Origin of the sequence: Alloyangia pacifica (assembly GCF_900116195.1) — a bacterium.
Lineage (GTDB): Bacteria > Pseudomonadota > Alphaproteobacteria > Rhodobacterales > Rhodobacteraceae > Salipiger > Salipiger pacificus.
Map to the genome: position 1 here is coordinate 318,291 of NZ_FOZW01000007.1, position 21,019 is coordinate 339,309.

Here is a 21,019-nt window from a genome sequence, read left to right on the forward strand (position 1 = left end):
TAATTGCAGCGCAGATTAGGTAAGGAATGGCTAAAATGTCTCACCCTGCTGGCGCAAGTTGCAGAAACGGTGACCGATGGTAACGCTAGCCTTACCGGGTGCTAACGCTAAAGCCATTTTGGTTGCGCTAACTGGCTGGATGACTTCTGTTCTTGGCCGTTCCCAACATGTTAAAGCCTCTGATACCGGTGGCGGGCGCTGCCGGTGGACGGCAGCCACCATGCCGCCCCAATGACTACCGCCGCCCAGATTAGCGGCTACAGGAGCTTGGCAGATGACATTTGGACGGGTGAACCCGCAATTCCGGCTTGAAGATCAGGGGATCGAAGGGCTGGGCAATGTCTATTACAATCTTATGGAGCCTGCGTTGATCGAAGCCGCGCTGAAGCGTGGCGAGGGCACGCTGGGCAAGGGCGGTGCCTTCTACGTCACCACCGGCAAGTTCACCGGTCGTTCGCCGCAGGACAAGCACGTGGTCAAGACCCCCTCGGTCGAAGACAACATCTGGTGGGAAAACAATCGCGCCATGTCGCCCGAGGGCTTCGACGCGCTGCATGCCGACATGCTCGAGCACATGAAGGGCAAGGACTACTACGTCCAGGACCTCGTGGGGGGCGCGGACCCGGCGCATTCGATCAAGGTGCGCATGGTGACCGAGCTGGCTTGGCACGGCTTGTTCATCCGTCACATGCTGCGCCGCCCCGAGCGCGAGCAGCTCGACGAGTTCCTCGCCGATTTCACCATCATCAACTGTCCGAGCTTCAAGGCGGACCCGAAGAAGCACGACTGCCGGAGCGACACCGTCATCGCGCTGAACTTCGACAAGAAGACCATCCTCATCGGCGGCACCGAATATGCCGGCGAGAACAAGAAGTCGGTCTTCACCCTGCTCAACTACATGCTGCCGCTGAAGGGCATCATGGCGATGCACTGCTCGGCCAACCACGCGCCGAACAACCCGGTCGACACCGCTGTCTTCTTCGGCCTGTCGGGCACCGGCAAGACCACGCTCTCGGCCGATCCCGAGCGCGTGCTGATCGGTGACGACGAGCACGGCTGGTCCGACCGTGGCACCTTCAACTTCGAGGGCGGCTGCTACGCCAAGACAATCAACCTGTCGGCCGAGGCGGAGCCCGAGATCTACGCGACCACCTCGAAGTTCGGCACGGTGATCGAGAACATGGTCTTCGACGAAGAGACCTTCGAACTCGACTTCGAGGACGACAGCCTGACCGCCAACATGCGTTGCGCCTACCCGCTCGAGTACATCTCGAACGCGTCGTCCACCGCGCTCGGCGGGCACCCGAAGAACATCATCATGCTGACCTGCGACGCCTTCGGTGTCCTGCCGCCGATCGCGCGGCTGACCCCGGCGCAGGCGATGTACCACTTCCTGTCGGGCTTCACCTCTAAGGTGGCGGGCACCGAGCGTGGCGTGACCGAGCCGCAGCCGACCTTCTCGACCTGCTTCGGCGCGCCCTTCATGCCGCTGCGCCCGGAAGTCTACGGCAACCTGCTGCGCGACAAGATCGCCAAGCACGGTGCGACCTGCTGGCTGGTGAACACCGGCTGGACCGGCGGCGCCTATGGCACCGGCCACCGCATGCCGATCAAGGCGACCCGCTCGCTGCTGCACTCGGCGCTGAACGGCTCGCTCGCCAAGGTCGAGTTCCGCAAGGATCCGAACTTCGGCTTCGAGGTGCCGGTCTCGGTCGAGGGCGTGCCCGAGCTGCTGCTCGACCCGCGCCGTACCTGGTCGGACAAGGACGCCTTCGATGCACAGGCCGCCAAGCTGGTGAACATGTTCGCCGAGAACTTCGCGCAATACGTGCCCTACATCGACGATGACGTGAAAGCCGCCGCGATCGGCTGATGCGCGCTTTCGCGATCCTCATGACGCTGGCCGGACCCGCTCTTGCGGGGTCCGGCCTTTCTTTTGCCGAAGCCCCCGTGGTGCTGCTCGAGCGCGGGGTGATCTGCCAGGTCACGCCCGAGGGGGCGCGTCCCGCGCCCGAGACCGAGAAGGGGGTGATCAACCTGATCTCGCCCGGACGCCGCGTCGATGTGGCGACCGAGGTGGTGCCCGCCGCGCTCGGCATCAGCTTCGGCATCCGTTTCACGCTGGATCAGGCCGCCGACCCCATGGCGCTGCAGGTGGTCGTCACCCACCCGCCGATGGGACCGCGCGCGGTCGAGGTGGAAAGCTGGACGACCGGCGCCGCGCCGGGTGAGCCGAGTGTGAGCCTCTTCACCTTCGAATACGCCTACGAGATGGTCGAGGGCGCCTGGACCATGGCTCTGGAAGCGAATGGCGAGCGGCTGCTCGAGCAGCATTTCACCGTGGTTCCGGCCGATGCCGCCCGACCGGTGCTCGCGGCCTGCGATGGGCCGGCGCCGATGTCCTGAGCCGCCTGCCGTGGCGACAGGGCACACCCTAAGCGGTACTTGATGGGCATTCCGGCATCCTCAGGGTGTTTCCCAGCATTTTCTCGAGGAATCCTCGGCGAAATTGGCATCGGATTTGTCCCGGATTGCGCACCCGTTTCACTGATTTCATCCACAGCCCGCCTTCAGGAGTCAGGCCTCTGAAAAGACTCAGAACCTTGAGTCCGGCCCCCTCGGGACTCCCCGGAGTTGCCCACAGCGGGTGAATCTGCATCTTGATTAAATAACAGATCACTCCACAACTTATTGCGTGCGTCACGAACATTTCGCTTTACAGAAGGTGCGGGCCACAGGCACGATATATGGTAAGAGACGAGGGTTTACCCCCAACATCTCTACGAGCAGGCACCTAGCACGCGGGGCGCTGCCAAGCCCCAAAGCTACAACCATAAGAGGTGGCGCATGGCACTGTCCGAAGACTTTCTGAGCGAAGAGCTGCACCCCATCGACATCGTCGAGACCTTGGCCGAGACCAATGACTGGGATTTCGACCGCGTTGGCGAAGACCAGATCGCCATGGCGGTCGAGGGCCAGTGGCGCACCTATTCGATCACCCTCGCATGGTCCCCCTACGACGAGACGCTGCGGATGATCTGCAGTTTCGAGATGGAGCCGCCGAAGGACTCGCTGCCCGAGCTCTATGCCGGTCTCAACGCGGTCAACGACCAGTGCTGGGCGGGCGCCTTCTGCTACTGGGCAGAGTCCAAGCTGATGGTCTACCGCTACGGGCTCGTGCTCGCAGGCGGCCAGGTCGCCAGCCCCGAGCAGATCGACACGATGATTGGCGCGGCGGTGATGACCTCCGAGCGCTACTACCCGTGCTTCCAGCTGATCAACTGGGCGGGCAAGAGCGCCGAAGAGGCGCTGCAGATCGCCATGGCGGAAGCCTACGGCCGCGCCTGAGCGCGGTCCTTCACCAAAGACAGCGACGGGCCGGTCGGCCCGCGCTTGCCCTTAGCGGATACCCAGCGCGGTGTCCTTCAGCATCTCCGCCGAGGCGCGCAGTGCCGCCGCCTCGGACGGGTCGAGATCGGGGATCAGCGTCGTCAGGACGCCGCCCGCGCCGACCACGCGGGGCAGGCTGAGCGCCACCTCCTCGACCCCCTCCACCAGCGGCGTCACCACAGAGACCGAGAGCACCGCCCGCTGATCGTCGCGCACCGCCTGCACGATGCGCGCGAGGCCCGCGCCGATGCCGTACCATGTCGCGCCCTTGCCCTCGATGATGCGATAGGCGGCGCGGCGCACCGCCTCGTCGATGCGTGCCCGCACTTCCTCGGTGATCGGCGCGTGGACCTGCTCGGCGAACTCGCCGACGGTAATCGCCCCGGCGCGGGCCGAGGCCCAGCCCAGCACCTCTGAATCTCCATGCTCGCCCAGCACGTAGGCATGCACCGATTGCGCCGCAATGCCGAGGTGATCGCCCAGCAGCCAGCGGAAGCGTGCGGTGTCGAGGATGGTGCCCGAGCCGATGACCTGCCCGGCGGGCAGGCCCGAGGCGCGCAGCGCCACCTCGGTCATCACGTCCACCGGGTTCGAGGCGACCAGCAGCATCGCCTGAGGCGCCGCCTTCTGCACGCCCTCGATCACCTGGGCGAAGACCTCGGCGTTGCGCGAGAGCAGGCTCAGGCGGCTCTCTCCGGGCTTCTGTGCCACGCCAGCGGCAAGGATCACGATCGCCGCCCCCTCGAGCCGCTCGTAGCCGCCCGAGCGCACCTGGCAGGGGTGGGCGAAGGGCACCGCATGGGCGATGTCCTCGGCCTGTGCCCGGGCCAGTGCCTCGCTCTTGTCCACGAGGACGATCTCGCTCGCGCCGCCGCGCAGGGCGATCGCGTAGCCCGCTGCAGAACCGACCATGCCTGCGCCCACGATTCCCACTTTCATGCCGGTCTCCCTCTCGCCGGTGATGGCGGTACCATGGCACGGGCCGGGCTTCGGACCAAACCCGCAGGGCAGGGAAGTGGCCGGAAGGGCGAGGTTCTTCGCCGATTGCACGACACACGCGCATTCGCCTGTCGTGACATGGACACGCCATGGACACCGGGGGTGCCCTCGCTATAGTGCCGCCCTCACAAGGCGGATCCAGCAGGCGAAAGAGGCCCGGACATGACGGAACAGGTGAAGGTCGGCATCATCATGGGCAGCCAGTCGGACTGGCCCACCATGCAGGAAGCGGCGCAGATGCTCGACGAGCTGGGCGTGGCCTACGAGGTCAAGATCGTCTCGGCGCACCGCACGCCGGACCGGCTCTGGACCTACGGCAAAGAGGCCGCCGGGCGCGGCCTGCAGGTGATCATCGCCGGTGCAGGCGGCGCGGCGCACCTGCCGGGCATGATGGCGTCGAAGACCCGTGTGCCGGTGATCGGCGTGCCAGTGCAGACCAAGGCGCTCTCGGGAGTCGACAGCCTCTATTCCATCCTGCAGATGCCGCGCGGCTTTCCGGTGGCGACCATGGCGATCGGGGCTGCGGGCGCGGCCAACGCCGGGCTGATGGCTGCGGGCATCCTCGCGCTGCAGGACGAGGGGCTGGCCGAGCGTCTCGACGCCTGGCGGCAGGCACTGTCGGACTCGATCCCCGACGAACCCGTGCGGGACTGAGCACCGCGGCGACACCGGATCCTGGGGGTGCCTGCGGTGCCCCCGGGGCGCGCGACCCGTGGCAAGCGCACCGCCTTCGGTGCCGCCACGGCGCAAACGGGTGTTGCAAGCGGCGCCAATCCGCAGGAAAAGCGGCCAAACGCGACCCCAGAAACGGAGACCCCCATGTCTGACGCTCTTCCCCAAGGTGCAACCATCGGCATTCTCGGCGGCGGACAGCTGGGACGGATGCTCTCCGTGGCCGCCAGCCGCCTCGGCTACCGCACGCATATCTTCGAGCCGGGTGCCGAGCCGCCCGCGGGGCACGTCGCCCACGCGGTGACCACCGCCTCCTATGATGACAAGGCGGCGCTCACTCGCTTTGCCGAGTCGGTGGACGTGGTGACCTACGAGTTCGAGAACATCCCCACCGAGGCGCTCGACACGCTGCAGGCGCTGCGACCGATCCGTCCGGGCCGCGAGGCGCTGCGCGTCAGCCAGGACCGGATGACCGAGAAGGAATTCCTGTCGGACCTCGGGTTGCGCACCGCGCCTTTCGCCGCCGTCGACAGCGAGGCGGACCTCAACAACGCGCTCGAGCTGATCGGGGCGCCGGCCATCCTCAAGACCCGCCGCTTCGGCTACGACGGCAAGGGCCAGGCGCGCATCCTGTCGAAGGACGATGCCGCCGATGCCTTCGAGGCGATGAACGGTGCCCCGGCGGTGCTCGAGGGGTTTGTCGACTTCTCTCACGAGGTCTCGGTGATCGCGGCGCGCGGCGTCGATGGCGAGGTCGCCTGCTTCGATCCCGGCGAGAACGTCCACCGCGACGGCATCCTGCGCACCACCACCGTGCCCGCCCGGCTGACCCCGGCGCACCGGCAGGACGCGATCCTGCTGGCGGGCCGCATCCTCAACGCGCTCGACTACGTCGGCGTCATGGGCGTGGAGCTCTTCGTCTGTGCTGACGGTCTGGTGGTCAACGAGATCGCGCCGCGGGTGCACAACTCGGGCCACTGGACGCAGAACGGCTGCAGCGTCGATCAGTTCGAGCAGCACATCCGCGCCGTGGCAGGGCTGCCTCTGGGCGATGGCGGGCGGCACTCGGACGTGCAGATGGAGAACCTGATCGGCGACGACATGGACCGGGTCCCCGAGCTGCTGCGCGAGGCGGACACGGCGCTGCACCTCTATGGCAAGGCCGAGGCCAAGCCGGGCCGCAAGATGGGCCACGTCAACCGCATCGTCCGCGGCGGCTGACCGTCGTGAAGGGGCGCTTCAGCCAATGAAGCGCCCGGCCACTTCGCCGCTCATGTAGGCGACAACGCCGCCGGCGATGGTGGCCACGATGCGCCGCGATGCCTGCTCGCGGATGATGAGATCGGCGCGCAGCCCGTCCTCGATCCGGCCCCGGTCCGTCAGCCCCAGGAGCTTTGCCGGCCCCTCAGACACCAGCCTCCACGCTTCGACCTCCTCCAGCAGGCCGAGTTCCACGCAGCGCCAAGCCGCGCGCGCCGGGGCGGGGTAGTGGTAGTCCGAGGCCAGCGCATCGCAGAGGCCCATCCCCACCAGCTCCAGCGCCGAGACATTGCCCGCATGGCTCGCCCCGCGCACAACGTTTGGCGCGCCGAGCACGATGAAATCGCCGGCCTCGCGGGCCGCCTGTGCCGCCTCGACCGTCTCTGGGAATTCCGACACCTGCGCGCCGCGCGCGCGCCATGCGGCCCGGCCCCCGGCGGTGCGGTCGTCGTGGCTGCCCATGGTCACGCCGCGCTCCGTCAGCCTCGCGCAGAGCCCGTCCAGCGCCGCCGGGACTTCGTCGCCGCGTTCGTGCAGCCCCATCATCAGCGCCAGATGCGCCTCGGGACTGCGACCGCTCTTCAGCGCCTGTCCGGTGAGCCGCGGCGGCTTGCGCCCCTCTGCGAGGCGCTGGTGCGGCAGGTGGTCGTTGAACACCACGTAGGAGATGCCCCAGCGCTCTACCGCCTCTGCCGCCCCGGCAAAGCCGTCGAGGAAATGCGTCTCGAGCCGCAGTTGCAGGCGCAGGTCGACGGTGACGGTCGGCGCGACCTCGGTGACGGCGGCAAAGACCTCCCTTGCGAACTCCGGCCCGCGCATCCCGCCTTCCCAGGACCAGAACTGCGCCAGCGCCGCCGTCGTGATTCCGCAGGCCGCCAGTTCGGCGGCGCAGGCCTGTACCCCGGAGGCGCGCTCGCGCAGCGCCCCGCGGCGCGGTGCCATGTGACGCTCGAAGCCGTCGCCATGGGCGTCGACGATCCCCGGGAGCACTTCGAAGCCCGATAGGTCGACGGCCTTGCCGCCACCGCTTCCGATGAAGCCGCCGCTGATGGACAGCGGCGCGTCGCTCCAGCCCTCGGGGCGCAGGATGGGGGCGTTCTGAAGGGTCAGGTCGAGCACGGGCAGGGGCTTTCGAGCAGGGAAAATGGGGCCGGGTTGGGTCGGCGCTTGAGATACGCGCCCGCCCGACCCTATGAAAGGGGCAAAAGACCGCGCCCGAAGGGAAGCCCATGCCGAAGTCCCCCCGCCTCGCCGCCCGCGCCGTGCTGCTGCACGAGGACCGGTTGCTGCTGGTCAACGCCTGGCCCGGCGGCAAGAGCGACCTCTGGTGTGCCCCCGGTGGCGGCGTCGAACCCGGTGCCTCGCTGCCCGACAACCTCGCTCGCGAACTGCGCGAGGAAACCGGGCTCGCGGTGAAGGTCGGCCCGCCGTGTCTCGTCAACGAGTTCCACGACCCCGCCAGCGGCTTTCACCAGGTCGAGATCTTCTTCCGCTGCCACATCGTGGCCGGCCAGCTCGACGCCAGCTGGCAGGACCCCGAGGGTGTGGTCACCGAGCGCCGCTTCGTCACCCGCGACGAGATGGAGGGGCTGCGCTTCAAGCCCGACAGCCTGCCGCATGTGGCCTGGGGGCGGGGCTTCGGCTACGACCCTCTGGAGCTGATCCAGCATTGAGCGTCTGGACCGCGCCGCGTGCCGCGCCTAACGTGCCCCCATGCTAGGCTACGCGCTCAAACGTCTGACCTCGCTGGCGGTTTCCCTGCTGGTGGCGTCGCTGGTCATCTTCCTGGTGGTCGAGGTCGCCCCCGGCGATCCGGCCAGCTACATGCTCGGTATGAATGCCCAGCCCGATACGGTGGCGGCGCTGCGCAGCGAACTCGGCCTCGACCTGCCGAAATGGCAACGCTACCTGAGCTGGCTCGGAGGCATGCTGTCCGGTGACTTCGGCACCTCCTACACCTATCGCACCCCGGTCGCGGAGATGGTCGCCGAGCGCATCGCCGTCTCGTTGCCGCTGGCGCTCTACGCGCTGGGGCTCTCGACGCTGATCGCGCTGCCCGCTGGCATCTATGCCGCCGCCCGCCGCGGCAGGGCCGGGGACGCCGGGGTGATCGGCGCAACACAGCTCGGCATCGCCATCCCCAACTTCTGGTTCGCCATGCTGCTGGTGTTGCTTTTCGCGTTGAAACTGCGCTGGTTCAGCGCCGGCGGTTTTCCCGGCTGGGAGCAGCCGCTCGTGGCGCTGAAGTCCCTGACCCTGCCAGCGGTGGCGCTGGCCCTGCCACAGGCGGCGATCCTCGCCCGGGTCATGCGGTCCTCGCTGATCGACATCCTCTCGGAGGATTTCATCCGCACCGCCCGTGCCAAGGGGCTGTCGCGGCGGCAGGCGCTCTGGCGACACGGGCTGCGCAACGCGTTGATCCCAGTGCTGACCATCCTCGGGCTGCAGTTCTCCTTCCTGCTGGCGGGGGCGATCATCATCGAGCAGGTGTTCTTCCTGCCCGGGCTGGGGAGGCTGATCTTCCAGTCGATCACCCAGCGGGATCTCATCGTGGTCGAGTCGGTGGTCATGTTGCTGGTCTTCGCGGTGATCGCGGTGAACTTCCTAACCGACATGGCTTATGCGCTGGTCGACCCGAGGTTGAGGGGCGCGAGATGAAACTCTCCCTGATCCTCGGCGCAACACTGAGCCTCACCTTCACCCTCGGCGCGCTCATCTCCTTCGCTTGGACCCCGGGCGACGTCGAGGCGGTGAACATCGCCGCCCGCCTGCAGCCGCCCTCCGCGGCGCATTGGCTGGGCACGGATCACCTCGGGCGCGACATGCTCAGCATGGTGATGACCGGCGCCCGCACTTCGCTGGCGGTGGCGCTGGTGGCGGTGGGCCTCGGCATGGGGCTCGGGGTGCCGCTGGGGCTGGCCGCCGCCGCGCGGCAGGGCGGCTGGCTCGACGAACTGGTGATGCGCACCAACGATCTGATCTTCGCCTTCCCCTCGCTGGTTATCGCGATCCTGATCACCGCGATCTTCGGCCCCGGCGCGCTCAACGCGATCCTCGCCATCGGCATCTTCAACATCCCGGTCTTCGCCCGGCTGACCCGCGGCGCGGCGCTCAGCTTCTGGCGCCGTGAGTTCATCCTCGCCGCCCGGGTCGCCGGCAAGGGGGCGCCGCGCATCAGCGTCGAGCACATCCTGCCCAATCTCGCCAACCTGCTGATCGTTCAGGGCACCATCCAGTTCTCGCTCGGTATCCTTGCCGAGGCGGGGCTTTCCTACGTCGGTCTCGGCGCGCAGCCGCCGGTGCCGAGCTGGGGCCGGATGCTGGCCGATGCGCAGACCATGGTGGCGCTTGCGCCGCATGTTGCCATCGTCCCCGGCCTGGCGATCCTGTTGACGGTGCTCGGCCTCAACCTGCTCGGGGACGGTCTGCGCGACCATCTCGACCCCCGCCTGAGGCCCTCCCGCGCATGATCCCTTCGTCTAGGCCTGAATATCCCGGGGGTCCGGGGGCCACACAGGCCCTACTGCAGGTGGACCGCCTGAGCCTTTCCATCAGCGGCACCGACATCCTGCAGGAGGTTTCCCTGACGCTGGCGCAGGGCGAGATTCTTGCGCTCACCGGAGAGTCGGGCTCCGGCAAGTCGATGACCGCGCTGGCCGCCATAGGGCTGCTGCCCGAGGGGGCCGCGACTTCCGGCAGGCTGCTGCTCTCGGGCCGTGACCTGCTGACGCTGCCCGAGCGCGACCTTTGCGCCCTGCGCGGGCGCGAGGTGGGGATGGTCTTCCAGGAGCCGATGACCGCGCTCAACCCGGTGCAGCGCATCGGCGATCAGGTGATGGAGACGATCCTCGTTCACAGGGCGATGGGCCGAGACGCCGCCCGCGCCCGGGCCGCCGAGGTCATGGCCCGTGTCGGGCTCGACCCCGAGCGCATCCCGCCCACCCGCTACCCGCATGAGCTTTCGGGCGGGCAGCGCCAGCGGGTCGGCATCGCCATGGCCATCGCGCTGCGCCCCAAGCTGCTGATCGCCGACGAGCCCACAACCGCGCTCGACGTGACGACGCAGGCGCAGATCCTCGAGCTGCTCACCGGGCTGGTGCGCGAGGAGGGGATGGCCATGCTGATGATCACCCATGATCTCGCCGTCGTGGCGGGCATGGCCGATCGCATCGCGGTGATGAAGGCCGGGCGCATCGTCGAGCAGGGCCGCACGGCGCAGGTGCTGGCCGAGCAGCGTCACCAGTATACACGACAGCTCTTCGAGGCCTCGCGACATCAGGCACCGCTGGTCCCGGTCAGCCCCGGCGAGACCCAGCTCAGCGTGCGGGAGGCGGTCCGCGACTACCCGCTGCCGCGCAAACATCCCTTCGCACCTCGCCGCGCGTTCCGCGCTGTGAAGGGCGTCAGCTTTGACATCCGCCGCGGCGAGCGGGTCGGCCTCGTGGGCGAGTCGGGCTGCGGCAAGTCGACGCTGAGCCGGGCGATCCTCGGGCTCGAACCGCTACAGGCGGGGCAGATTTCCCTCGACGGCAAGCCGATCCTCTCGCACGGCAGGCCCGACCCCGAGATCCGGCGCCGCGTGCAGGTGGTGTTCCAGGACCCTTATGGCTCGTTCAACCCGCGCCACAGCGTCGGACGGATCATCGCCGAGCCCTTCCACCTGCTGCCGGACCCGCCCAAGGGCGCCGCGCGGCAGGCCGCCATCGCCGGAGCGCTCAGCGCCGTAGGGCTGAAGCCCGAGCACGCGGAAGCCCCGATCCACGCCTTCTCGGGCGGGCAGCGCCAGCGCATCGCCATCGCCCGCGCGCTGATCATCGAGCCGGAGCTGGTGATCTTCGACGAGGCGGTCTCGGCGCTCGACGTGCGGGTGCGGGCGCAGATCCTCGATCTGGTGGCCGAGTTGTCGCGCACGCGCGGCCTCAGTTACCTCTTCGTCAGCCACGATCTTTCGGTGGTACGCTCCATCACCGATCGGCTGCTGGTGATGCGCGACGGCGAAATCGTCGAGCGCGGCGACACAAGCGACGTGTTTGACAATCCCCGGCACTGGTATACCAAATCTCTCATGGAGGCGGCGCCGAAACTTCCGGCGCTGGCGATGGGAGGAGATGACGATGCCGGAGGGAAGCCCCTTTGACAGCGCCCGCGTGCTCATTGGCGGCACATGGTGCGAGACTGCGGACACACTGCCGCTGAGCGATCCGTCCACGGGCGAGGAGATCGGGCGCATCGCCCGCGGTGGCAAGGCCGAGATCGACGAGGCGGTGGCCGCGGCGCAGGCGGCGCTTGATGGGGAGTGGGGGGCGATGACCGCGCTTGAACGCGGGCGCATCCTCACCCGGATCGGGCAGCTTGTTCTGGAAAACGTCGACCTGCTTGCCCGGATCGAGGCGCAGGACGTGGGCAAGCCGCTGACTCAGGCGCGGGCCGATGCGGTGGCTCTGGCGCGCTATTGCGAGTTCTACGGCGGCGCGGCCGACAAGATTCACGGCGAGACCATTCCCTACCTCGATGGCTACACCGTCTACACCCTGCGCGAGCCGCACGGGGTCACCGGCCATATCGTGCCGTGGAACTACCCGATGCAGATCATCGGCCGCTCGGTCGGCGCGGCGCTCGCCATGGGCAATGCCTGCGTGTTGAAGCCGGCCGAGGATGCTTGCCTGACGGCGCTGCATTTCGCCGACCTGGCGCAGCAGGCGGGGCTCCCGGCGGGGGCGCTCAACGTGGTGCCGGGGCTGGGGTCCGAGGCGGGGGCGGCGCTCTCGTCGCATCCCGGCGTGCAGCACATGAGCTTCACCGGCTCGGTCGCCACCGGCGCCGCCGTGCAGCGCGCCGCCGCGGACAACGTCATCCCGGTGACCTTGGAGCTGGGCGGGAAATCTCCGCAGCTGGTCTTCGCCGATGCCGATCTCGACGCCGCGCTGCCGTTCCTGGTGAATGCCGGTCTGCAGAACGCCGGGCAGACCTGCTCGGCCTCCTCGCGCATCCTGGTGCAGCGGCAGGTGCTGGACGAGGTAATGGCCCGCATGGCCGCCGCCTACGAGGCCAAGCTCGTCGGCCCTGCCATGGCGGATCACGACATCGGCCCGCTGATCAATGCCACCCAGAAGCGCCGCGTCGAAGGCTTCCTTGAGCAGGGCGCCGACCTGCCGGTGCTGGCGCGGGCGCGGCTTGCCGAGGGGCTGCCCGAGGGCGGGCATTACGTTGCCCCTTGCCTCTACGGGCCGGTCCCGGCGGAGCATGCGCTGGCGCAGGACGAGATCTTCGGCCCGGTGCAGGTGGTCATCCCCTTCGAGGATGAGGCCGAGGCGCTGCGCATCGCCAATGGCACCGACTACGGGCTCGTCGCCAGCGTCTGGACCCGCGACGGCGCACGGCAGATGCGGCTCGCGAAGAAGCTGAAGGCGGGGCAGGTGTTCCTGAACAACTACGGCGCCGGGGGTGGGGTGGAGCTGCCCTTCGGCGGGGTCGGCAAGTCCGGCCACGGACGCGAGAAGGGCTTCGAGGCGCTCTACGGCTTCTCGGTGCTGAAGACGGTGGCGGCGCATCACGGCTGAGGCTGCGGTTGTAGGACAGGGCTGAGCGCCGCATCAGAGGATTTGAGGGAGGAGACAGGAATGAGACTGGACGGGAAAACCGCCATCGTGACCGGCGCGGGCTCGGGCTTTGGTGCGGGCATCGCGCGGCGCTTCGCGGCAGAGGGCGCGCGGGTGATGGTCGCCGACATCAACATCGAGGGCGCCATGGAGGTGGCGTCCGAGTTTGGCGGCGTGGCGCATGAGGTGAACGTCGCCGATGGCGCCTCGGTCGAGGAGATGGCGCTGCGCGCCGGGGCCGAGCTGGGCCGGGTCGACATCCTGGTGAACAACGCCGGGGTCACCCATCTGCCGGGTTTCATGGAAGACATCAGCGAAGCGGATTTCGACAAGGTCTGGGCGGTCAACTGCAAGTCGGTCTATCTAACGGCCCGTGCGCTGGTTGCGGGCATGAAAGAGCGCGGCGCGGGGGCGATCCTCAACGTCGCCTCCACGGCGGGGGTCTCGCCGCGGCCGAAGCTGAACTGGTACAACGCCTCCAAGGGCTGGATGATCACCGCGACGCGGGCGATGGCGATCGAGCTGGCGCCCTTTGGCGTGCGGGTCAACGCGCTCAACCCGGTGGCGGGGGACACGCCGCTGCTCAAGAGCTTCATGGGCGAGGACACGCCCGAGATGCGCGCCAAGTTCCTCTCGACCATTCCCATGGGCCGCTTCTCGACCCCCGAGGACCTGGCAAACGCGGCGCTTTATCTCTGTTCGGACGAAGCCTCTCTGGTCACCGGCGTGTGCATGGAGGTCGACGGCGGGCGCTGCATCTGAGGCCGGCTGGCGAGACAGACGCGACCTTTCCGAGACATATGTCTCAGCGGCGAGACACGCGCGGATTTTTGCCTTGAGGACGGCGGCATCACGCCTTTCATTGCTCGTCAAATACGCAAAGGCGCCTGCGACAGCAGGCGCCCTTGTTCTTTCGCCGCAGTGCAGCAAATTGTTTACCAGTGGCTGCAAGGAGTGGATTCATGCGACCCGGACCCCTGAACCTGATCACCGACGTGCCCGGCCTGCGGGTCGGCAACGCCGAGGACGCCCTGCTCAAGTCCGGCGCTTCGGTGGTGACCTCCGACGCGCCGATGGTGGCGTCCGTTTCGGTGATGGGTGGCGCGCCCGGCACGCGCGAGACCGACCTGCTGGCCCCAGACAAATCCGCACCCGGAGTGGACGCGCTGGTTCTTTCCGGCGGCAGCGCCTTCGGGCTGGCGGCGGCGCAGGGGGTGATGGACGCTCTGCATGAGGCAGGGCGGGGCTTCGAGGTCTTCTCGGCCCGCGTTCCCATCGTTCCGGCGGCAATTCTCTTCGACCTGCTCAACGGCGGCGACAAGCATTGGGGGGTGAATCCCTATCCGGCGCTCGGTCGACAGGCGCTGGCCAATGCCGGGAGCAGCTTCAGGCTGGGCTCGCGCGGGGCGGGCTGCGGCGCGCAGACGGCGCAGCACAAGGGCGGGCTGGGCTCAGCCTCGCTGGTGCTCGAGGGCGGCATCACCGTCGGCGCGCTGGTGGCGGTGAACCCGATGGGCAGCGTCACCACGCCCTCGGGGCGGCACTTCTGGTCGGCCCCCTTCGAGATTGGCGAGGAGTTCGGCGGGCTCGGGCCGGAGCCGGTGCCGGGCTTCCACGAGATGCCGCAGAGCCGCAAGGCCGGGGCGATGGCGGCACTTGGGAACACGACGATCGCCATCGTCGCCACCGATGCGCAGCTCGACAAGGCGCAGGCACATCGCGTTGCGGTGGCGGCGCAAGACGGGATCGGGCGGGCCATCCATCCGGCGCATTCGCCGATGGACGGCGACCTCGTGTTCGCTTGCTCGACGGGCCGCAAGGCGCTTGTCGCTCCGCAGCTGCAGCTGGCTCAGATTGGCCATGCGGCGAGCCTCTGCCTTGCGCGCGCCATCGCGCGCGGCGTCTGGGAGGCAACCCCCGCGCCGGACGACACGCTGCCGACTCTGCGCGAGGAGCTGGGGCGCTAGCGCCGCACGCTCAGCGCAGGATCGGCGGGCTGTCGGGGTCGGACCCGGGGGCGATGCGCTCGACCCGCGTGGGTTCCTCGATCTCCGGCAGGTCGAAGCGCAGGCCGACGCGGGTGAGCGAGGCCGCCAGCGGGTCGCTGTCACGCAGGAAAAGCACGTCGAGCGCGCCCGCCTCGATACCCGAGAAGACCAACGCCTCGTTCACGGCACGGGCCAGCGCGTCCTCGGCCCCCGGCACGGCCCCAGCGAAGGCGAGTATGTGCCCGCGCCCGCCACCCTCGTAGGAGGCCCCAGCCAGCCAGGCGCAGCGGGCGAAGCCTGCGGCGGTGGCGAGCTTGGTGTCCAGCGCCGAAAGCAGCGCCTCGGGCAGGCCACCGGGCCTGGTGACTTCCTCGATGCGCGCCTCGCCTTCGGAAGGGCCGTGACCGAGGGTTTCCGCCAGCCAGTCCACCGCCTCGGCGGGCAGCAGGGTGGAGGCCTCGGAGACCTCGATGTTCACCGCGAGGCCGATGCCTTGTCCGGCCAGCATGTTGGCCACGGCGCGGCCCGAGAGCGCGGCATAGGGTGCGGCGCGGCCAACGAATTGCGACAGCCGCTCCTCGCGGTCGAAGACCAGCACGAAGCGGGCATCGCCAAGGTCGAAGAGTTCGGGCTCGATCTGGTCGCCGTCGATCTCGCGGGTGAGCAGCAGGAACAGCTCGCCATCGGCGAGACGCTCGTAGAAGCGCAGCCGGGCGTTGTCATCCTCGGGGGCGGCCTCCATCGCGCGGAGCGCGGCGTCGAGCGGTGTTGTCGTCATGTCAGGACCTCGCGGACACGGGCGCGCAGGACGGGCAGGAGCTCGGCCTCGAACCACGGATTGCGTTTGAGCCAACCCGTATTGCGCCAGGACGGGTGGGGCAAGGGCAGAGCGTGGGGAAGGTGGTCGCGCCAGGCGGCGACGGTTTCTGTCACGCCGGCCCTTGTTCCGAGGTGATAGCGATGCGCATGGCCGCCGACGTAGATCCGCAGTGGCAGCGGGCCGAGCGCTGCGAACAGCGGATCATGCCAGGTTGCGCGGCAGACAGGGGGCGGCGGCAGGTCCGACCCCTTGGCGTCATAGCCCGGGAAGCAGAAGGCCATGGGCACGATGGCGACGCGGCTCTGGTCCCAGAATTCGGCTTCGGAGAGGCCCAGCCAGTCGCGCAGCCGGTCGCCCGAAGGATCGTCGAAGGGGCGGCCGGACTTGTGCACCCGCATCCCCGGGGCCTGCCCGGCGATCAGCAGCCGCGCGCCGGGCCGGAACCACGCCACCGGGCGCGGGCTGTGCCGGGTGGCGGTGGCGGCGAAACGCTCCGCGCAGAGGCGGCAGGCGGTGATCTCTTCCTTGAGAGTGGTCAGACGCTCGGACATGGCACGGGACTTAGGTCTTTGGGCATCGATCCGCCATTCAAAGATTCGGGTTCGCCGTGGAGTGACTTTCCTCTGGCAATGTAAAGTGTGGCGATGAAAAGGGGTTCTCTTCAAGTTTTGGTCACATTCTAACCTAATTCGCCAAATAACCGTCACGTAACCCGGGGGCCGGAGTATGTTGGCCCTGTGTATGGGGGTTGGGTGATGATTGAGTTCGATATGGTCAGCAAGTCCTTCTGGACTGGGGAGCGCCGTAAGGTGATCCTTGATCGCGTGTCCTTCCAGGTCACGGTCGGCGAGAGCATTGGCATCCTGGCCCCGAACGGCACCGGCAAGACAACCCTGATCCGCATGATGGCGGGGCTGGAAAAACCCGACGAGGGCGAAATTCGCCGGACTTCGCGCGTGTCTTTCCCGCTGGGCTTCATGGGCGGCGTGGTGTCGAAGATTTCCGCGCGGGAGAATGCCCGGTTCATCGCGCGGATGTACGGCCTCGATCCCGAGTACGTCGAGGCCTTCTGCCGCTGGCTCTGCGGGCTGGGCGAATACTTCGACCAGCCGATCGGCACCTATTCGTCGGGGATGAAGGCGCGGTTCACCTTCTCGCTGATGCTGGCACTGGATTTCGACATCTACCTCATCGACGAGGGGATGCCGAGTTCGACCGACGTCGAGTTCAATCGCAAGGCCGGAGAAATCCTTGCCGAGCGACTGCGTACCACCACGATCGTGATCGTCTCCCACCAGCCGGCGATCCTGGAAAAGTTTGCGAGTAAGGCAGCGGTCCTGATGGACGGAAAGCTGCACCAGTTTGATACCTTGGAAGAAGCGAAACGGCTCTATGATTACGAAACCCAAGGCTAAGAAGTTCCGTATCCGCCGCCCTGAGCCGGGGCAGGTCCCGCCCGCATCGCCGCAGGCGGAGGTGCCGCTGCGCGCCGCCCCTGCCGCGGTTGAAGCGCCCACGTCCCCGCCCGCCGCCGAAGCCGCCGCCAGCCCGAAAGCCGGGAGCACCGATCTCGACGCCATTCGTGCCGAGGGGCTCACCGGTCGCCAGCTTCGGCTGGCCCGCCGGGTGGCGCAGAAGCACGGCTTCGAGCCGGCCTCTGATTACGACGCGGTGCGCATGCTGCGGGCGCAGGGAATCGATCCGTTCCAGCGCAGCTCGATGCTTGAGCTGGTGGTGCCCGAGACCGCCAGCGGCGCGGGTGGATCCGGCGATGGCGGTGGGAAGGGTCCCGAGGCCGGGCTGCCCGTGCCGCATTCCGAGGGCAAGGGCCTGCCGCAGCCGGTGGCGCCGAGGACCCAGCTGCCCTCGACCCAGACCGTCAGCCCGGCCGAGCGCCGCGCCGCGGAGATCACCCGGATCCAGCAGGAGCTGGCCAAGCGCCGCCGCAAGAAGCAGATGATGCTGCTGACCCGGCTGGCCTTCTTCGTGATGCTGCCGACGATCCTCGCGGGCTACTATTTCTACGTGGTGGCCACGCCGATGTACGCCACCAAGTCCGAGTTCCTGATCCTCAAGGCAGAGAACTCCGCCTCCTCCATGGGCAGCCTGTTCTCGGGCACGCAGTTCGCCACCAATCAGGATGCGATCGCAGTGCAGAGCTACCTGATGTCGAAGGACGCGATGCTGCGGCTCGACCGCGACGAGGGCTTCAAGGCGCATTACCAGCAGGATTGGATCGACCCCCTGCAGAGGCTCGACGTGGGTGCCTCGAACGAAGAAGCCTACGGTATCTACAAGCGCAACATCGAGATCGGCTACGACCCCACCGAGGGCGTGGTGAAGATGGAGGTGCAGGCCGCCGACCCCGAGACCGCCGCGCGCTTCAGCCGGGCGCTGATCGGCTATGCCGAGACACGGGTCGACAACCTGTCGCTGCGCAAGCGTTCGAACGCGGTGACGGATGCCGAAGTGGGCCTCGAAGAGGCGGAGGTCGAGCGTCAGAACGCACAGGAGAAGCTGGTGCGTCTGCAGCAGCAGGGCTCGGTGATCGACCCCGAGGGCCGCATCGCCTCGCTGCGCACCCAGGTCAGCAACGTCGAGGTGCAGCTGCAGGAAAAGCGCCTGACCCTGCAGGCGCTGCTCGACAACGCCCGGCCCAACAGCAGCCGGGTCGAGGGCGCGCGCGGCGACGTGCGGCGGCTCGAGGCGCTTCTGGAGGACCTGAACGCCGAGATGACCAGCGCCACCACCGGAGAGGATTCCCTTGCCGAGAAGGCGGTGCAGATCCAGCTCGCACAGGCGGATCTCGCCACCCGCGACCTGATGCTGCAGACCGCGCTGGAGCGGCTCGAACAGGCGCGGCGTGATGCCGAGAGCCAGGCGCGCTATCTGACCACCTCGGTCGAGCCGGTGGCCTCGCAGGATGCGAGTTACCCGCGCAGCTTCGAGAACACGATTCTGGCCTTCCTGATCCTGTCGGGCATCTACCTGATGATCTCGCTGACCGCGTCGATCCTGCGCGAGCAGGTGTCGAGTTGATCCCCGGCTGATCTCGGGCTGATCTCGGGCACCCGCGCCCCGCGTGCGGCTGCCCGGAGGGGGAATGCCGGGATGCCGGATACCCTGCTGCCGCAAAAGAAAACGCCCGGCCAATGGCCGGGCGTTTCCGCGTTCGATGCGTGGGGATACGCGATCAGGCGGCCTGGGCGCGCGAGGGCTTCAGCGCTTCACCCCAGACGGCCAGCTCGTTGAACATGCCTTTCAGGCCGTCGACGACCGGCTGCTCGGGGCGCAGCACGCCATCCTCGCCGATGAAGTTGAACACGAAGGGAACCGGCACCGATTGCGGCAGCGCCATGACGTTCATGTTGACCAGCAGCTGGCGCAGCTCCTGCGCAGCGCGCATGCCGCCCGAGACGCCGCCGTAGCTGACCACGGCCGCGACCTTGCGCTCCCATTCCACGGCGAGCGCCTGTATGGCGTTGACCAGCGCAGCGGAGGGGAAGCTGTTGTATTCCGGGGTCAGGAAGACGAAGGCATCGGCCTCGGCGATCTTCGCGGCCCACTTCTTGGTGTGCTCGTGCTCATAGGCCTGGGCGCGCGGGTGGCCGGCCTCGTCGAGTAGCGGCAGGTTGATTTCCTTGAGGTCGACGACTTCGACGTCGAAGCCATTCTGCTGCTTGGCGATCTCTTCGACCCATTTGCCGACGATCGGAACGATGCGGCCGGGGCGGGTGGAACCGAGGATGATTTTCACTTTGAGAGACATGGGTGGTATCCTTGTGCGTTCATGAGGGAGTGAGCGGCCGGGGAGGGAAGTGGCCGTGCCTTGCGCCTATACCTACGCTCGATTGCCGGCGGGACAATTCGCCCGAACGCACAGTCCGGGTGCACTGGTGCACGGGGGCGGGCGGGCACCAATGAAACAAGCGGCTGGCCCGGGCGTTGAGATGGGACCCAGCCGGAGATTTCCCATGCCGAAGGACGAGACACGTCACGCCGAGCTCTACCGTATGGTCATGCCCAAGCACCTATGCCCCTGGGGTCTGAAGACCAAGGACCTGCTGGAGCGTGAGGGCTTCGTTGTCGATGACCACCCGTTGCGCAGCAAGGAGGAGACCGAGGCATTCCAGCGCGCGCGGGATGTGAAGACCACGCCGCAGGTCTTCATCGGCGGGACGCGGATCGGCGGCTACGAGGATGTCCGCAGGCACTTCGGCAAGCCTGTGCGCGATCCCGAAGCCACCTCATATCGCCCGGTGGTCGCGATTTTCGCCGTTGCCTTCCTCATGGCGCTGGGGCTGAGCTGGCTGGTGCTGGGCACGGTGGTTTCCTGGCAGGTGCTCGCGTGGTTCATCGCCTTCGGCATGGTGCTGCTGGGCCTGCAGAAGTTGCAGGACATCGAGAGCTTTCAGACCATGTTCCTCAACTACGACCTGCTGGCGCAGCGGCAGGTGCGCTACGGCTATGTCTATCCCTTCGCCGAGACCGGCGCGGGCCTGTTGATGCTGGCCGGGGTGCTGACATGGCTCGCCGCACCGGTGGCGCTGGTGATCGGCACGATCGGCGCGGTTTCGGTGATCAAGGCGGTCTACCTCGACAAGCGCGAGCTGAAATGTGCCTGCGTGGGAGGTGGCAGCAATGTGCCGCTGGGCTTCGTGTCGCTGACCGAGAACCTCGCGATGATCGCCATGGGCCTGTGGATGCTGGTCAGGCCGCTGGTCTGAAAACGATATCTTGAAAGCAAAAGGCCCGCCGGTTTGGCGGGCCTTTCGATATTTGGGTGGTGCGGCTCAGACCTTGTCGGTGAGTTCCGGCACGGCCTCGAAGAGGTCGGCGACGAGGCCGAAGTCGGCGACCTGGAAGATCGGCGCCTCCTCGTCCTTGTTGATCGCGACGATCACCTTGGAGTCCTTCATGCCCGCGAGGTGCTGGATGGCGCCCGAGATTCCGACGGCAACGTAGAGGTCCGGTGCCACGACCTTGCCGGTCTGGCCGACCTGCCAGTCGTTCGGCGCAAAGCCCGAATCCACCGCGGCGCGCGAGGCGCCCACTGCGGCGCCGAGCTTGTCGGCGAGCTTCTCGATCAGCGCGAAATCCTCTTCCGAGCCGACGCCGCGGCCGCCCGAGACGACGATCTTCGCCGAGGTCAGTTCCGGACGATCGCTCTCGGCCATCTTGTCCTCGACCCATTCCGACAGGGCCGGGTTCTCGCCCGCGCCGATGGTTTCGACCGGGGCCGAACCGGTGGAGGCGGCGGCTTCGAAGGTGGAGGTCCGGAAGGTGATAAC

The 21,019-nt window shown here is 67.7% G+C and carries 21 protein-coding genes; 15 read left to right on the forward strand and 6 right to left on the reverse strand.

Annotated features, from left to right (window positions below; genetic code table 11):
• Positions 1–274: 274 nt before the first annotated feature.
• The 3 genes from BM397_RS16640 to BM397_RS16650 all read left to right on the forward strand — a co-directional run bounded on the left by BM397_RS16640 (position 275) and on the right by BM397_RS16650 (position 3,348).
• On the forward strand, positions 275–1,873 hold the full coding sequence (locus tag BM397_RS16640; protein ID WP_092426132.1) for a phosphoenolpyruvate carboxykinase: 1,599 nt from the start codon (positions 275–277) through the stop codon (positions 1,871–1,873).
• A complete protein-coding gene (locus BM397_RS16645; RefSeq protein WP_092426134.1) occupies positions 1,873–2,406 on the forward strand; it encodes a DUF3859 domain-containing protein in 534 nt (177 codons plus the stop codon). The genes BM397_RS16640 and BM397_RS16645 overlap by 1 nt, the downstream gene beginning before the upstream one ends.
• A 441-nt stretch (positions 2,407–2,847) precedes the next feature.
• Complete coding sequence (locus tag BM397_RS16650) at positions 2,848–3,348, forward strand: type III secretion system chaperone family protein (RefSeq protein WP_092426136.1); 501 nt, start codon at positions 2,848–2,850, stop codon at positions 3,346–3,348.
• 51 nt (positions 3,349–3,399) lie between these two features.
• Here BM397_RS16650 and BM397_RS16655 read toward each other — a convergent pair whose 3' ends face one another.
• On the reverse strand, positions 3,400–4,329 hold the full coding sequence (locus tag BM397_RS16655; RefSeq protein WP_092426138.1) for an L-lactate dehydrogenase: 930 nt from the start codon (positions 4,327–4,329) through the stop codon (positions 3,400–3,402).
• A 222-nt stretch (positions 4,330–4,551) separates the two neighbouring features.
• Here BM397_RS16655 and purE point away from each other — a divergent pair, with 222 nt between their 5' ends.
• Positions 4,552–5,043, forward strand: coding sequence for a 5-(carboxyamino)imidazole ribonucleotide mutase (gene purE, locus BM397_RS16660; protein ID WP_092426141.1), 492 nt, complete (start codon positions 4,552–4,554; stop codon positions 5,041–5,043).
• Positions 5,044–5,208: 165 nt separating this feature from the next.
• Positions 5,209–6,282, forward strand: a complete 1,074-nt coding sequence (locus BM397_RS16665; RefSeq protein ID WP_092426143.1) for a 5-(carboxyamino)imidazole ribonucleotide synthase — start codon at positions 5,209–5,211, stop codon at positions 6,280–6,282.
• 18 nt (positions 6,283–6,300) lie between these two features.
• Here the strand turns inward: BM397_RS16665 and BM397_RS16670 are convergent, their stop codons facing one another.
• Positions 6,301–7,440 carry an alpha-D-ribose 1-methylphosphonate 5-triphosphate diphosphatase gene (locus BM397_RS16670; RefSeq protein WP_092426145.1) on the reverse strand — a complete coding sequence of 380 codons (1,140 nt, stop codon included), beginning with the start codon at positions 7,438–7,440 and terminating at the stop codon, positions 6,301–6,303.
• Positions 7,441–7,550: 110 nt separating this feature from the next.
• Between BM397_RS16670 and BM397_RS16675 the strand changes: the two genes are divergently transcribed.
• The 7 genes from BM397_RS16675 (at position 7,551) to BM397_RS16705 (ending at position 14,887) form a co-directional block, all read left to right on the forward strand.
• Entirely contained in the window at positions 7,551–7,994 is a 444-nt protein-coding gene (locus BM397_RS16675) for an NUDIX domain-containing protein (protein ID WP_092426148.1), read from the forward strand.
• 40 nt (positions 7,995–8,034) lie between these two features.
• A complete protein-coding gene (locus BM397_RS16680; RefSeq protein ID WP_092426150.1) occupies positions 8,035–8,979 on the forward strand; it encodes an ABC transporter permease in 945 nt (314 codons plus the stop codon).
• Positions 8,976–9,791, forward strand: coding sequence for an ABC transporter permease (locus BM397_RS16685; RefSeq protein WP_092426152.1), 816 nt, complete (start codon positions 8,976–8,978; stop codon positions 9,789–9,791). The genes BM397_RS16680 and BM397_RS16685 overlap by 4 nt, the downstream gene beginning before the upstream one ends.
• Complete coding sequence (locus BM397_RS16690) at positions 9,788–11,458, forward strand: dipeptide ABC transporter ATP-binding protein (RefSeq protein WP_092426154.1); 1,671 nt, start codon at positions 9,788–9,790, stop codon at positions 11,456–11,458. The genes BM397_RS16685 and BM397_RS16690 overlap by 4 nt, the downstream gene beginning before the upstream one ends.
• Positions 11,436–12,881, forward strand: coding sequence for an aldehyde dehydrogenase family protein (locus tag BM397_RS16695; protein ID WP_092426156.1), 1,446 nt, complete (start codon positions 11,436–11,438; stop codon positions 12,879–12,881). The genes BM397_RS16690 and BM397_RS16695 overlap by 23 nt, the downstream gene beginning before the upstream one ends.
• Before the next feature lie 60 nt (positions 12,882–12,941).
• Positions 12,942–13,682: an SDR family oxidoreductase gene (locus BM397_RS16700; RefSeq protein WP_092426158.1), complete on the forward strand. Its 741-nt coding sequence runs from the start codon at positions 12,942–12,944 to the stop codon at positions 13,680–13,682.
• 200 nt (positions 13,683–13,882) lie between these two features.
• Complete coding sequence (locus BM397_RS16705) at positions 13,883–14,887, forward strand: P1 family peptidase (protein WP_092426160.1); 1,005 nt, start codon at positions 13,883–13,885, stop codon at positions 14,885–14,887.
• 10 nt (positions 14,888–14,897) lie between these two features.
• Here BM397_RS16705 and BM397_RS16710 read toward each other — a convergent pair whose 3' ends face one another.
• The gene (locus tag BM397_RS16710; protein ID WP_092426163.1) at positions 14,898–15,686 is read right to left on the reverse strand and encodes an SseB family protein; all 789 of its coding nucleotides are present in this window, start codon (positions 15,684–15,686) and stop codon (positions 14,898–14,900) included.
• Positions 15,683–16,279 (reverse strand): uracil-DNA glycosylase family protein, encoded by a 597-nt coding sequence (locus tag BM397_RS16715; protein WP_092426165.1) that lies wholly within the window; start codon positions 16,277–16,279, stop codon positions 15,683–15,685. Before BM397_RS16715 ends, BM397_RS16710 begins: the two co-directional genes overlap by 4 nt.
• 204 nt (positions 16,280–16,483) lie before the next feature.
• On the opposite strand from BM397_RS16715, the gene BM397_RS16720 reads away from it, so the two are divergent.
• Together BM397_RS16720 and BM397_RS16725 are read left to right on the forward strand one after the other, a co-directional pair.
• Positions 16,484–17,143, forward strand: a complete 660-nt coding sequence (locus tag BM397_RS16720; protein ID WP_092426167.1) for an ABC transporter ATP-binding protein — start codon at positions 16,484–16,486, stop codon at positions 17,141–17,143.
• Entirely contained in the window at positions 17,121–18,767 is a 1,647-nt protein-coding gene (locus BM397_RS16725; protein WP_092426170.1) for a KpsE/RkpR family capsule polysaccharide export protein, read from the forward strand. The genes BM397_RS16720 and BM397_RS16725 overlap by 23 nt, the downstream gene beginning before the upstream one ends.
• A gap of 154 nt (positions 18,768–18,921) precedes the next feature.
• Here BM397_RS16725 and BM397_RS16730 read toward each other — a convergent pair whose 3' ends face one another.
• Positions 18,922–19,497 (reverse strand): NADPH-dependent FMN reductase, encoded by a 576-nt coding sequence (locus tag BM397_RS16730; RefSeq protein ID WP_092426172.1) that lies wholly within the window; start codon positions 19,495–19,497, stop codon positions 18,922–18,924.
• Between the two features lie 205 nt (positions 19,498–19,702).
• Here BM397_RS16730 and BM397_RS16735 point away from each other — a divergent pair, with 205 nt between their 5' ends.
• Positions 19,703–20,455: a glutaredoxin family protein gene (locus tag BM397_RS16735; protein ID WP_092426174.1), complete on the forward strand. Its 753-nt coding sequence runs from the start codon at positions 19,703–19,705 to the stop codon at positions 20,453–20,455.
• A 66-nt stretch (positions 20,456–20,521) separates the two neighbouring features.
• Here the strand turns inward: BM397_RS16735 and BM397_RS16740 are convergent.
• Positions 20,522–21,019: electron transfer flavoprotein subunit alpha/FixB family protein (locus BM397_RS16740; protein WP_218159337.1), on the reverse strand; the 498-nt coding region annotated here is incomplete at its 5' end.

Excerpts from the sequence above, each read along its gene's own strand:
- BM397_RS16640 (WP_092426132.1), top strand. The coding sequence starts at position 275 with ATGACATTTGGACGGGTGAACCCGCAATTCCGGCTTGAAGATCAGGGG.
- BM397_RS16700 (WP_092426158.1), top strand. The coding sequence starts at position 12,942 with ATGAGACTGGACGGGAAAACCGCCATCGTGACCGGCGCGGGCTCGGGC.
- BM397_RS16720 (WP_092426167.1), top strand. The coding sequence starts at position 16,484 with ATGATTGAGTTCGATATGGTCAGCAAGTCCTTCTGGACTGGGGAGCGC.
- BM397_RS16725 (WP_092426170.1), top strand. The coding sequence starts at position 17,121 with ATGATTACGAAACCCAAGGCTAAGAAGTTCCGTATCCGCCGCCCTGAG.
- BM397_RS16675 (WP_092426148.1), top strand. The coding sequence starts at position 7,551 with ATGCCGAAGTCCCCCCGCCTCGCCGCCCGCGCCGTGCTGCTGCACGAG.
- BM397_RS16645 (WP_092426134.1), top strand. The coding sequence starts at position 1,873 with ATGCGCGCTTTCGCGATCCTCATGACGCTGGCCGGACCCGCTCTTGCG.
- BM397_RS16715 (WP_092426165.1), bottom strand. The coding sequence starts at position 16,279 with ATGTCCGAGCGTCTGACCACTCTCAAGGAAGAGATCACCGCCTGCCGC.
- BM397_RS16685 (WP_092426152.1), top strand. The coding sequence starts at position 8,976 with ATGAAACTCTCCCTGATCCTCGGCGCAACACTGAGCCTCACCTTCACC.
- BM397_RS16695 (WP_092426156.1), top strand. The coding sequence starts at position 11,436 with ATGCCGGAGGGAAGCCCCTTTGACAGCGCCCGCGTGCTCATTGGCGGC.
- BM397_RS16735 (WP_092426174.1), top strand. The coding sequence starts at position 19,703 with ATGCCGAAGGACGAGACACGTCACGCCGAGCTCTACCGTATGGTCATG.
- BM397_RS16730 (WP_092426172.1), bottom strand. The coding sequence starts at position 19,497 with ATGTCTCTCAAAGTGAAAATCATCCTCGGTTCCACCCGCCCCGGCCGC.
- BM397_RS16650 (WP_092426136.1), top strand. The coding sequence starts at position 2,848 with ATGGCACTGTCCGAAGACTTTCTGAGCGAAGAGCTGCACCCCATCGAC.
- BM397_RS16690 (WP_092426154.1), top strand. The coding sequence starts at position 9,788 with ATGATCCCTTCGTCTAGGCCTGAATATCCCGGGGGTCCGGGGGCCACA.
- BM397_RS16680 (WP_092426150.1), top strand. The coding sequence starts at position 8,035 with ATGCTAGGCTACGCGCTCAAACGTCTGACCTCGCTGGCGGTTTCCCTG.
- BM397_RS16655 (WP_092426138.1), bottom strand. The coding sequence starts at position 4,329 with ATGAAAGTGGGAATCGTGGGCGCAGGCATGGTCGGTTCTGCAGCGGGC.
- purE (WP_092426141.1), top strand. The coding sequence starts at position 4,552 with ATGACGGAACAGGTGAAGGTCGGCATCATCATGGGCAGCCAGTCGGAC.
- BM397_RS16705 (WP_092426160.1), top strand. The coding sequence starts at position 13,883 with ATGCGACCCGGACCCCTGAACCTGATCACCGACGTGCCCGGCCTGCGG.
- BM397_RS16665 (WP_092426143.1), top strand. The coding sequence starts at position 5,209 with ATGTCTGACGCTCTTCCCCAAGGTGCAACCATCGGCATTCTCGGCGGC.
- BM397_RS16710 (WP_092426163.1), bottom strand. The coding sequence starts at position 15,686 with ATGACGACAACACCGCTCGACGCCGCGCTCCGCGCGATGGAGGCCGCC.